This window comes from Pseudomonas sp. HMWF021, from assembly GCF_003061005.1.
Lineage (GTDB): Bacteria > Pseudomonadota > Gammaproteobacteria > Pseudomonadales > Pseudomonadaceae > Aquipseudomonas.
In genome coordinates this window covers 135,541-146,140 of record NZ_QAIK01000136.1, presented here as the reverse complement: position 1 = coordinate 146,140, position 10,600 = coordinate 135,541, and the positions used below count along the sequence as shown (strand labels likewise).

8 protein-coding genes, 1 tRNA gene and 1 pseudogene are annotated in these 10,600 nt (G+C 58.7%); 8 read left to right on the top strand and 2 right to left on the bottom strand.

Annotated elements, in window-relative coordinates:
- Nucleotides 1-228: 228 nt before the first annotated feature.
- Nucleotides 229-304: transfer RNA gene (locus tag DBR18_RS19055), tRNA-Thr, on the top strand.
- A 134-nt stretch (nucleotides 305-438) separates the two neighbouring features.
- Here DBR18_RS19055 and DBR18_RS19050 read toward each other — a convergent pair.
- A complete protein-coding gene (locus DBR18_RS19050; RefSeq protein ID WP_108591464.1) occupies nucleotides 439-1,539 on the bottom strand; it encodes an acyltransferase in 1,101 nt (366 codons plus the stop codon).
- 442 nt (nucleotides 1,540-1,981) lie between these two features.
- On the opposite strand from DBR18_RS19050, the gene DBR18_RS19045 reads away from it, so the two are divergent.
- Nucleotides 1,982-2,281 carry a DUF6388 family protein gene (locus tag DBR18_RS19045; protein WP_108591463.1) on the top strand — a complete coding sequence of 100 codons (300 nt, stop codon included), beginning with the start codon at nucleotides 1,982-1,984 and terminating at the stop codon, nucleotides 2,279-2,281.
- A gap of 51 nt (nucleotides 2,282-2,332) precedes the next feature.
- On the opposite strand, the gene nadC is transcribed toward DBR18_RS19045, so the two are convergent.
- Nucleotides 2,333-3,181, bottom strand: a complete 849-nt coding sequence (nadC, locus tag DBR18_RS19040) for a carboxylating nicotinate-nucleotide diphosphorylase (protein ID WP_108591462.1) — start codon at nucleotides 3,179-3,181, stop codon at nucleotides 2,333-2,335.
- A 390-nt stretch (nucleotides 3,182-3,571) separates the two neighbouring features.
- Between nadC and DBR18_RS19035 the strand changes: the two genes are divergently transcribed.
- The 6 genes and pseudogenes from DBR18_RS19035 to DBR18_RS19015 all read left to right on the top strand — a co-directional run bounded on the left by DBR18_RS19035 (nucleotide 3,572) and on the right by DBR18_RS19015 (nucleotide 10,155).
- Nucleotides 3,572-5,758 carry a DUF1631 domain-containing protein gene (locus tag DBR18_RS19035; RefSeq protein ID WP_108591461.1) on the top strand — a complete coding sequence of 729 codons (2,187 nt, stop codon included), beginning with the start codon at nucleotides 3,572-3,574 and terminating at the stop codon, nucleotides 5,756-5,758.
- Between the two features lie 64 nt (nucleotides 5,759-5,822).
- The gene (gene ampD, locus DBR18_RS19030) at nucleotides 5,823-6,383 is read left to right on the top strand and encodes a 1,6-anhydro-N-acetylmuramyl-L-alanine amidase AmpD (RefSeq protein WP_003221563.1); all 561 of its coding nucleotides are present in this window, start codon (nucleotides 5,823-5,825) and stop codon (nucleotides 6,381-6,383) included.
- Complete coding sequence (ampE, locus tag DBR18_RS19025) at nucleotides 6,380-7,219, top strand: regulatory signaling modulator protein AmpE (RefSeq protein ID WP_108591460.1); 840 nt, start codon at nucleotides 6,380-6,382, stop codon at nucleotides 7,217-7,219. Before ampD ends, ampE begins: the two co-directional genes overlap by 4 nt.
- 255 nt (nucleotides 7,220-7,474) lie before the next feature.
- Nucleotides 7,475-8,566, top strand: a pseudogene (locus tag DBR18_RS30335) (methyl-accepting chemotaxis protein); the annotation flags it as partial.
- A complete protein-coding gene (locus DBR18_RS30330) occupies nucleotides 8,543-9,472 on the top strand; it encodes a methyl-accepting chemotaxis protein (RefSeq protein ID WP_371921117.1) in 930 nt (309 codons plus the stop codon). The pseudogene DBR18_RS30335 and the gene DBR18_RS30330, both read left to right, overlap by 24 nt.
- 293 nt (nucleotides 9,473-9,765) lie before the next feature.
- Nucleotides 9,766-10,155: a hypothetical protein gene (locus tag DBR18_RS19015; RefSeq protein ID WP_108591458.1), complete on the top strand. Its 390-nt coding sequence runs from the start codon at nucleotides 9,766-9,768 to the stop codon at nucleotides 10,153-10,155.
- The last annotated feature ends 445 nt before the right edge of the window (nucleotides 10,156-10,600 follow it).

Genomic DNA, 10,600 nt, shown 5'->3' with positions numbered 1-10,600 from the left:
CCCCGCCGTGAAAACGGCGGGGCATTTTTTTGTCTGCCATAAACGCATTTGTGGCGAGGGAGCTTGCTCCCGCTCGGCTGCGCAGCAGTCGTAAAAAACATCAGCCTCAGAAAGGTTGGGGTCGCTGCGCAACCCAGCGGGAGCAAGCTTCCTCGCCACTAATAATAATCAGTAGAGACAACACTCAAATTTGCCGCCGCCCGAGACCGGTGCTAGGTTTAGCCCACCGCCCGTGTAGCTCAGCCGGTAGAGCAGCGCACTCGTAACGCGAAGGTCGCAGGTTCGATTCCTGTCTCGGGCACCAAATCACTTTCGCCAGTATTCGATGAGTTTCTCACCCCTCCCAGACCACGCCGCCAATCGCGGCCTTGAGCCAGGCTCAAGCCGTCGACCACGTTGTATAAATGAAAAGGCCCGCCAATTTGGCGGGCCTTTTCGTCAGGCCAAAGCCTTGTTTTCTTTTTTCTGCTCCGGCTCGGGGAGCTGCAGCGTCAGACTGTCAGTAAAGTTCTTCTGGGGGCGTTCGTTATGATGTCCCTTGGACGCCATCCGAATGATTTTGCGCAATGGCTCTTCAATGCAGTGATACAAAACCATCGAGAACGCAACGATGATGGGAATTTCGAACTTCAGATCCATCATGCCAAACAACTTACGCTCAACAAACAGAACCATGATGTGGCACATGTAAAGGCTGAAACTGATCTTGCCGAAATAGACCGATAGCGGGTTGGAGTAGATCCAGATCGGCCCGGCGCGGAACAGGCTGGCAATCATGATGATGACCAGGAACGGGAAGATCAGGTCGAAGTAGTACTGAATGCTGGTCGTCCAGAACATCAGGCCAATCAGCGGCGCAATGACGGCTGCGGTGATTCGCCAGTACTTTGAGTCAGGCAGGTCGCGGCAGACCTGATAGGCGCTGTAGCCAGCGACACAATAGACAATGCATTTGATCGTCCAGACACCGTCGGCAAGCATTTTCGGTTGCAGGTAGGGCGCGTACAGCGCCAATCCCGTCAGGAGAAGCGCGAACGGAATTTTTCCCCACTTACGTGTGAAGTACGCTACGAACGGAAATGTCAGGTAGGCAGCCCACTCGCTACTGATCGACCATGATGGCTGGTTGAAGGTCAGGTCAGGGGTGACGCCCCAGGCGTGCACCAGGAACAGGTTGGCGTAGAAAGTATATTTGGTGTCTGCCGGCGACCACTCATACAGCAGATGCATCGGCAGAATGAAGGCTGTGACCACCAGCATAAACAGGTGAACTGGATAGATGCGTGCGAGCCGGGCTATCCAAAAGCCCATCGCGTCCCTGAGACGGATTTGCTCTGTGAAATCTTTATCGTGCACGTAGGCTAGAATGAATCCCGATAAAATGAAGAAGACGTCGACGCCAAGGCCTCTTGTCTGAAACAGAAAAGCGAAATCCCCGTAGGCGTTGGCGAGGTCGCCGTAGCGAATGTGTAAAAGCAAGACGGACAGGGCTGCGAATCCTCGCAAACCCGTCAGGTTCTGGATGTGAACGGCGCGCATATGCACTCTATTTTTAGTGTTTTGACAGGGTGGCAGATCTGGTTTTTTTATAAGAATTAACGCAATTGCATCCCACACCGGAACCCGTTCAAACGACCGGTCGAATTTCCAGCCGTATTGAAAAAGTACATTGGTGAGTACGTTGGAGGTTTCAGGCTATGGGGTGTCCCTATGATAACTGGGATTACCCCAGTCTGATCAGCTTTCCTCTCTCCGGCGCCCTCAGCCCTTCGATTTATGTCTCCCTGGTCAAGGTTTTTGTGAGAGAGATGTAAAGAGCCGTGTAATTCGTCATGCAAACGTCCTATATTCGATGCCTGCATGAGCATCGCCCAGCAGTTTTCAGATGATCCCGAATGGTTCCGAAGGCCGGACAATCCGCGTCAGAGAGATCCTTGATGATCCAGATCCATCCTCCATTCTTACGATCAGCGAGAACGCCATGACCGAATTAACTCAAGAGCAACGTCACGAACAAGCGCTGGAGAAATACAAGCTCGACGCGCCCCAACTGCTGGAAGAGATCAAGGACCTGAGCCCTGATGATCAGAAAGACCAGATCCAGTGGGCGTTCGAGGACGAAGCCGAAGCCCAGGGCTTGCAGCCATGGGAGTTGACGCTCAAGTACACCAGCACTCCTGAAGAGTTTGAGGCCAAGCGCCTGGAGCTGCATAAAGAGGCGGCCGAAGTGTTGGGTGTCGAGTGGGAAGAGTACTGCGAGATGAACAATCTGGTGGTCTGAAACAAAAACGCCAGCCTCAACCGGGCTGGCGTTTTTTATTGCGCGACAGCCTCAGAGGCTGAGGCGCATCGACAGGTCCACCGCTTTCACGTCCTTGGTCATCGCACCGATCGAGATGTAATCCACCCCGGTCTCGGCGATCGGCAGCAGCGTGCTTTCGTTGATGCCGCCGCTGGCTTCCAGCTTGGCCTTGCCGTCGTTCAGACGCACGGCTTCGCGCATGTCGTCCAGGCTCAGTTCATCGAGCATGATGATATCGGCCCCGGCTGTCAGCGCTTCTTTCAGCTCTTCCAGGCTTTCCACTTCGACTTCCACCGGTTTGCCCGGCGCGATCTTGTGCGCGGCCGCGATGGCCTGCGCGATGCCGCCGCTGGCGGCGATGTGGTTTTCCTTGATCAGGAACGCATCGTAGAGGCCGATGCGGTGGTTGTGGCAACCACCGCAGGTTACGGCATATTTCTGCGCCAGACGCAGGCCCGGCAGGGTCTTGCGGGTATCCAGCAGCTTGACCTGAGTCTGCGCCACGAAGTCCGCCAGGTATTGCGCGCGCGTTGCCACGCCAGACAGCAGTTGCAGGAAGTTCAAAGCACTGCGCTCGCCGGTCAGCAACGAACGGGCCGGGCCTTCCAGATGAAACAGCGGCTGATTGGGTTTGACCCGTTCGCCATCGCGCACCTGCCAGTGCACCGCGACGCGCGGATCGAGCTGGCGAAACACCGTGTCGACCCACGCCGTGCCACAGATAACGGCGTCGTCGCGGGTGATGATGGTGGCTTTGGCCAGACGTTCGGCCGGGATCAGTTGTGCGGTGATGTCGCCGCTGCCGACGTCTTCAAGCAACGCACGGCGCACGTTGGCTTCGATTTCGGCGGTCAGATCGGCGAGACGTAGATTCGGCATAACGGGCTCCACAAACTAAGTGCGCCGATTATAGGGGCATGGCAGGAGCCAACCCAAGGCGAGAACGCGCGTGCTTGACTGCATCTGGTCGATTTCCCGTGAACAAAGCGCCTTTTTTCGTGGTCACTGGAAGGTGCCGCGGCATAGGGGAAACCCTGACGGCTATAGCGTCGGGGACAAGTTTTGCAAGATAATCCGCCTTGCATTTGACGTCATAGCTTTGACGTCTATTCCGATTACGATCCAGAACGTGTGGGAGCGGGCTTGCTCGCGAAAGCGGTAGCTCCTTCGCAAAAAGTGTCACTGACAATCCGCTTTCGCGAGCAAGCCCGCTCCCACAGGGGATGGTGTTGTAACTGACCCATGGAATCACCGTTTCAGGAGGCTTGGATGCACAACGACGGGAATGTAGTGCCTTTGCACAAGGCTGCTACCGATCAGGCGAATCACTCGCCGCTCGCCCGCCTGCCTGTGATTCTGCTTCAGGTTCGCGACAAGGCTGCCCAGCAACTGCGCCACGGTTTGCAGGAACTGTTCGATAACGCCGACGACACGCTGTTCGAGATGGCCGACCGGGCGCGCAATGACGTCGAACAGAACATTTTTTTCGAAGCCATGCGCGACCTGCGCCTCAAGCGCAAGAACATCGAACGGCTCTTCCTCGAGCTGTTCTTCGAAGCCTTTGTCGGCCTGACTCAATATGAGCCCGCGCAAGGTGCCTTGCCGCCGGCGCTGCGGTTCGATGATTCGGCGCCGCGCACCGATGACATGGAGCGCAGCGTCGCGGTCGAAACCATGGTTGGCCGTGTACTCAAGCGTGACGGCTTCGCCCTCGACCAGCTCACCGCCCGGCTCAGCGCTTTGCTCGGCAAAGCCCTCGATGATCAGCACAATCCGCTTGGCCCGGCGATGCTCTGTGAGTATTTCCTGCAGGCTGGACGCAACCTGGGCGTGGAGATCAAGGTCAAGCTGATCCTGCTCAAACTCTTTGAACGCTATGTGCTGGCCGACACCGAGCCGTTGTACGCCGAAGCCAATCAATTGCTGATTGCCACCGGCGTGTTGCCGCAATTGAAGCCTGCCCCGGCACGCCGCGCCATCGACCGTGCAGAGGCCAGCATCAGCCATGAAGAAAGTGCCGAGCCTGCGCCCGCCGACGAAGGTGTGCAGGAAGTGTTCGCCGCGTTGCAGGAATTGCTCCTGCATGTGCGCGGCAGCGTCGCCCCGACCCTGGAACCGAGCGTTGCAACGCAACCGATCAGCACCCGTGACCTGCTACGCCTGCTCTCGCACCTGCAGCAATACGTCCCGGCACTGGCGGCACAGGACGACTTCGACCTGCGCAATCAGCTCGAACAGTTGCTGACGCGGGTCAGCGTCAGGAGCGGCAAGTCACGCATCGTCGACGGTGCCGATGAGGATGTGATCAACCTGATCGCCATGGTCTTCGACTGTATCCTTGAGGACCGTAACCTGCCGGACTCGCTCAAGACATTGATTGCCCGCCTGCAGATTCCGATGCTCAAGGTGGCGGTGCTCGACAAGAGTTTCTTCAGCCGCAGCAGCCATCCGGCGCGGCGCCTGCTCAATGAAATCGCCGATGCGGCCATGGGTTGGGGCGACTGCAATGGTGAAGCGCGTGACAGCCTGTATCTGCGCATTGAACAAGTGGTGCAGCGCTTGCTGAGCGACTTTGGCGACGATCCGGCGATCTTCTCCGAGTTGCTTGCCGACTTCCTGGCCTTCACCAGCGATGAGCGGCGGCGCAGTGAATTGCTCGAGCAGCGTCTGCGCGATGCCGAAGAAGGGCGGGCGAAAACCGAACTCGCCCGCCAGCGCGTCGAGCAGGCGTTGAATCAGGCGCTGCTGGGTAAAATCCTGCCGCCGTCGGTGGTGACATTTGCCCGCGATGCGTGGAGCAAAGTCTTGCTGCTGACCTGCCTCAAGCATGGCGATCAGTCCGCCGAATGGCAGGCCGATGTGCAGACCATGGAACAACTGATCTGGAGCGTGCAGCGGCATGACGACGCGGACGCTGGCCTGCGTTTGCTGGCACTGGTGCCGGGCCTGCTCAAGTCACTGCGTGACGGCCTGAGCAGTGCAGCGTTCGATCCGTTTGCCACGAGCGAGTTTTTCAGTGAGCTGGAAGCGCTGCATGTGCGGGCACTCGACCCTGCTGCCGGGCAGGAACCGGCCGACCCAGCGACGCTGGTCGAGGTGTCGCAGCACATTACCCTGCGATCCGCCGACGAGAACTCAGGTAGCCTGAACTCCACAGGCCTTGCCCATGACGACGCCGGGCTGCGGCAGGTGGAGCAATTGCGTCTGGGCAGTTGGGTCGCATTCCAGGAGGACGACGAGCACGTTCTGCGGTGCAAGCTGGCGGCGATCATTGAAACCACCGGCAAATACGTTTTTGTCGACCGTACCGGGATGAAAGTGCTGGAGCGCAGCCGCGTCGACCTGGCCCTTGAGTTTCGCTGTGGTGCGGTGCGGGCACTGGATGACACCTTGCTGTTCGACCGGGCGCTGGAGTCGGTGCTGGGCAATCTGCGGCGACTCAATCGCGGCAAGTGATCGCGCGCCGGGGGCTGATCGCGGCATACTGGGCGCCAACACAGTCGGCGTTGAAGGAATCGGTATGCAGTTGGATCCCGCTAGCGGGTGGTGTCACGGGGTGCAGGTCTGCCCATCACCTAACTTCAATGAACGCCCTGCGGGCGAAATCTCCCTGTTGGTGATCCACAACATCAGCCTGCCGCCGGCGCAGTTCGCCACCGGCAAGGTGCAGGAATTTTTCCAGAATCGTCTGGATGTCACCGAGCATCCCTATTTTGCAGGGATTGCCGACCTGCGCGTCTCGGCGCATTTTCTGATCGAACGTGACGGCAGCGTCACCCAGTTTGTCTCCTGTCTCGAGCGGGCGTGGCATGCAGGCGTGTCGATGTTCGAGGGGCGCGAAACCTGTAACGATTTTTCCGTGGGCATCGAGCTCGAAGGCACCGATGATCTGCCCTTTACCGATGCGCAGTATCAGGCGTTGATCACGCTGACGCGGCAGCTGCAAACAGCATTTCCGGCCATCACCGGCGCCCGTATCTGCGGGCACAGCGACATCGCACCCGGGCGCAAGACCGATCCTGGCCCGGCATTCGACTGGGCGCGTTACCGCGCAGCCCTGGCACAAGAGGAAGGACAATGAGTTTTCTGGTGTTACTGCTGGCGGTCTGGATCGAGAAATTCTCGGCCCTGCGCCATCGGCTTCAACGCGATGGCGGATGGATCCGCGAACTGCACAAACTCGAAAGCAGCGCGCGCCTGGCCCAGCGGCCGTGGCTGGTGCTGACGATATTGGTGTTGCTGCCGGTGGCGCTGCTCGCTTTGCTGCTGGTGGTGCTGGAACCTGTCGCTTACGGCCTGCTGGCGCTGCCGGTGCATTTGCTGGTGGTGATTTATGCGCTGGGACGCGGTGATCTGCTCGGCGGTCTCGGGCCGTTTCGTGACGCCTGGCGTCGCGAAGACCTGCAAGCGGCCGCGCACGTGGCAAAACGTGATCTGGACATCTGCGCCGACAGCGGCGAGCAGTTGCTGGATCGGGTCCAGGGGCATCTGTTGTGGGAGGCGTACCAGAGCTTCTTTGCGGTGATTTTCTGGTACTTCGTGCTCGGCCCGGTGGCGGCGCTGGCTTATCGCTTGCTGGCCTTGGCTGAAGAACACAGCCAGAACCCGGCGCTTGCCGAACGCGCCGGCCAGTTACGTCACGCCTTTGACTGGTTGCCGGTGCGCCTGCTGGCGGCGAGCCTTGCACTGGTCGGCAACTTCGTTGCGGTCAGCCGGGTGATGTTGCACGAACTGCTGAACTGGAACATCAGCGCCGCGCAGCTGATCAACAAGGTCGGGCTGGCAGCGGGTGAGATCCCGCCGCCGGTGGTCGGGCCTGAAGGCATCAACACGCTGGATTGTCTGTGGGAACTGCTGCTGCGCGCGGCGGTGCTGTGGTATGCCGGGTTTGCCTTGTGGACCGTGCTGATCCACTGAATTCAAAAGCAGAATCAAAAGATCGCAGCCTTCGGCAGCTCCTACACAGAAATTGCAATTTTCCTGTAGGAGCTGCCGAAGGCTGCGATCTTTTTTGTCGTTAACCTTAAGTTACAAAACCTCCCCCCGATTTGAGCTATACAGAGACAGCGCCCGATAGTGGCTTTCTGCTGTCGTCCCGCGCCTGCCAATAAAAACAAGAAAAGCCAAGGGAGACTTCCAGTGAAGAGCTTGCTCTATCCCGCCGTCTCGCTGATGAACCGTCTGAGCTTCGGCATGAAGTTCAGCCTGATCAGCGTGCTGTTCCTGGTGCCGATGCTGGTGACCAATTTCTATCTGGTGCGCGATTCCTATCGCGAATTCCAGGGCACCCGGGTCGAATTGCAGAGCCTCGACCTGCTAGGCAGCAGCCTGACCCTGCGTCGGGATCTGGAAACCCTGAACAATCTGGTGCAGATCAACGTCGTCCTCGGGCAGTCTGGCAAGGCCGACAACCTCGAGGCGCAGATCAGCAGCCTGGAACAAACCGTACTGGCCCGTCTTCAAAGTCTGCAGGCGATGACCGACGATCCCGAGCAGATCAAACTGTTCAACAATAAACGCGATGAAATGCTCAGCGCGTTCAAGGCTCAACAGGCGGAAAGCTCCCTGCAAAGCAAAAGCGGGATGATCGGCAAACTGCTCGGCAACGCGCAGATTTTCAGCCAGATCATCACCAGTCAGGCCGGTCTGAGTCGCGACAACCAGAGCGACATCCGCCAGCTCAGCGAACTGCTCACCAACATCACCCCTGCGGTAACCCAGACCCTCGGCGAGGGCCGGGCCATCGGTGCTTATTCATTGGGCCAAGGCTTTCTGAACAGTTCGTCGAGTACCCGATTTGACGAGTTGCTGGCGCAGATCGAAAAACTCCAGGCCGAATACGCGCTGAAACTGACCGACGCCCTCGACTCCAGCCAGGCCGCGCGCGCCGGCCTCAGTGCCCAGGCCGACAGCAGCAAAACCTCGCTCAAACAGGCCAGCGAGCTGTTCGAAGAGAAAGTCGTGGTGGCCGAGACTCTCGATACGCCGTGGCAAGCGTTCTACGACCAGATCACCGGGCTGATGGACAAGACTTACCAGCTCAACGACGCGACCCTGAAATTCCTCGATACCCAACTGCAACAGCGGCTGGCACAGAACCGCACGCACATGGTCCTGCAGGCTGTGGCGCTGTCGGTGGTGTTCGTGCTGATTTTCTATCTCTACGGTGGTTTCTACGCCTCGACCCGCACTACGCTTAAACGCCTGGGCGCGATGATGGACAAGGTCGCGGCTGGTGACATGACGGTCAATTTCAAGGCCAACAGCCGCGATGAGTTGGGTGAATTGGGAGAGGTGTTCAACGGCACCGTGAGGAAAATCCACGACCTGATCGAACGGGTCGGGCAGACCGTGGCTGAGGTCGAGCGCCAGGCCGGGCAGGTGGAAAATGTCTCCGCGCAAAGCAATCAGGCAGTGGCCGGGCAGCGCACGCAGATCGAGCAAGTGGCGACCGCGATGAACCAGATGTCGGCGACCTCGCTGGAAGTCGCACGCAGCGCGGCGGCAGCGGTGAGCAGCGCGCACAGCGTCAACGATGAAACCGTCAGCGGCCGCACGCTGGTGGAGTCGCAGCAGGGTAGCATTGCCGCGCTGGCCAGCGAGATCGATCAATCGGTGCTGGTGATCAACCAGTTGGCCAGCGACAGCCAGTCGATCAGCCGCGTGCTGGAAGTGATCAAGAGCATTGCCGAACAGACCAACCTGCTGGCGCTCAATGCCGCCATCGAAGCGGCACGTGCCGGAGAGCAGGGCCGAGGGTTCGCGGTGGTGGCGGATGAGGTGCGTACCCTCGCCAAACGCACCCAGCAATCGACTGAAGAAATCGAGCAGATGATCGCCAAATTGCACGGTGGCGTCGGCGCCGCTGTGAAAGCCATGGGCGTCAGCCATCAGATGGCCAATGGCACGGTCGGCCAGTCGGAAAAGGTTCAGCAGGCGCTGGAAAACATCCTCGGCGCAGTCGGCATGATCGTCGACCAGAACCAGCAGATCGCTGCAGCCGTGGAGCAACAGACCGCCGTGGCCCATGACATCGACCAGAACATCGTCGAGATCAACCGCGCCGGCGAGCGCACGGCCCAGGGTGCGCACCAAACCGAAGACGCCAGCCGGGCACTGTCGGCGCAGGTGGTGGAACTCAAGCAACTGATCAGCGCATTCCGCGTCTGAATCCGGCCGCGCCACCCCTTGGCAGAAAACCTGTGGCGAGGGGATTTATCCCCGATGGGACGCGAAGCGTCCCCAATACCCGATCAGTGATGAGGGACTGCTGCGCAGTCCATCGGGGATAAATCCCCTCACCACAGGCTCGATCCTACAGATGAGCGTGGAAATGTCAGAACATTCTGTAATGCTTTGATGCTTACGCTTGTAAGCCAAATCCTGTTTTCCTTCGGCGTCTGGCTTTTTGTCATTAATGAGCCAGTATCCCTGTTCCGTTGACTGCGTCGAGGAGGCCGCTCATGTCCGTTGCAACCCTGGGAGTCCAGGGCCGTTGTGCTCATTGCCAGACCACGCAGTTGCTTAAACCGTGGCAACTCAATGCCATTGCGATCAACGAACCGTTCACCTGCGAGCACTGCCAGAAACGCCTGGAGCTGCGCTGCCCGAAACAGATCAAACGCTTCAAATCCCTCGATTCACTGGGATTGCTGCGTTTCAGCGCATCGGTCACCGTGTGTACCGCGTTGCTGGTGGCGCTGGTCATGGAATGGATCGGCCTGCTCAGCGTGACTGAGCAACTGAACGCGTCACTGATCGTGCTTTTCGCGTACTTCGCGCTGCTGCGTTTTTTTCACCACCGCCAGCACATGACCCTGATCCTCGACGCAGCCAAAGCTCACACGAACTGACTGTAGGAACTGCCTGTAGGAGCTGCCAAGTGAAACGAGGCTGCGATCTTTTGATCTTGTTTTAAGGGCCAGGATCAAAAGATCGCAGCGTGCCGCAGCTCCTACAGCAGTTGTGTTACCAGCCTGACCCTGACGCAGCCAAAGCTCACGCGAATTGACTGTAGGAGCTGCCGAGTGAAACGAGGCTGCGATCTTTTGATCCTGTTTTAAGAGCTAAGAGCAAAAGATCGCAGCGTGCCGCAGCTCCTACAGAAGTTGTGTTACCAGCCTGACCCTGACGCAGCCAAAGCTCACGCGAACTGACTGTAGGAGCTGCCGAGTGAAACGAGGCTGGGATCTTTTGATCCTGTTTCAAGGGCCAGGAGCAAAAGATCGCAGCGTGCCGCAGCTCCTACAGCAGTTGTGTTACCAGCCTGACCCTGACGCAGCCAAAGCTCACGCAAAC

Bases quoted from the DNA above. Each gene is read 5' to 3' on its own strand.
- DBR18_RS19050 (WP_108591464.1), bottom strand. From the start codon at position 1,539: ATGCGCGCCGTTCACATCCAGAACCTGACGGGTTTGCGAGGATTCGCA.
- DBR18_RS19045 (WP_108591463.1), top strand. From the start codon at position 1,982: ATGACCGAATTAACTCAAGAGCAACGTCACGAACAAGCGCTGGAGAAA.
- nadC (WP_108591462.1), bottom strand. From the start codon at position 3,181: ATGCCGAATCTACGTCTCGCCGATCTGACCGCCGAAATCGAAGCCAAC.
- DBR18_RS19035 (WP_108591461.1), top strand. From the start codon at position 3,572: ATGCACAACGACGGGAATGTAGTGCCTTTGCACAAGGCTGCTACCGAT.
- ampD (WP_003221563.1), top strand. From the start codon at position 5,823: ATGCAGTTGGATCCCGCTAGCGGGTGGTGTCACGGGGTGCAGGTCTGC.
- ampE (WP_108591460.1), top strand. From the start codon at position 6,380: ATGAGTTTTCTGGTGTTACTGCTGGCGGTCTGGATCGAGAAATTCTCG.
- DBR18_RS30330 (WP_371921117.1), top strand. From the start codon at position 8,543: ATGACGGTCAATTTCAAGGCCAACAGCCGCGATGAGTTGGGTGAATTG.
- DBR18_RS19015 (WP_108591458.1), top strand. From the start codon at position 9,766: ATGTCCGTTGCAACCCTGGGAGTCCAGGGCCGTTGTGCTCATTGCCAG.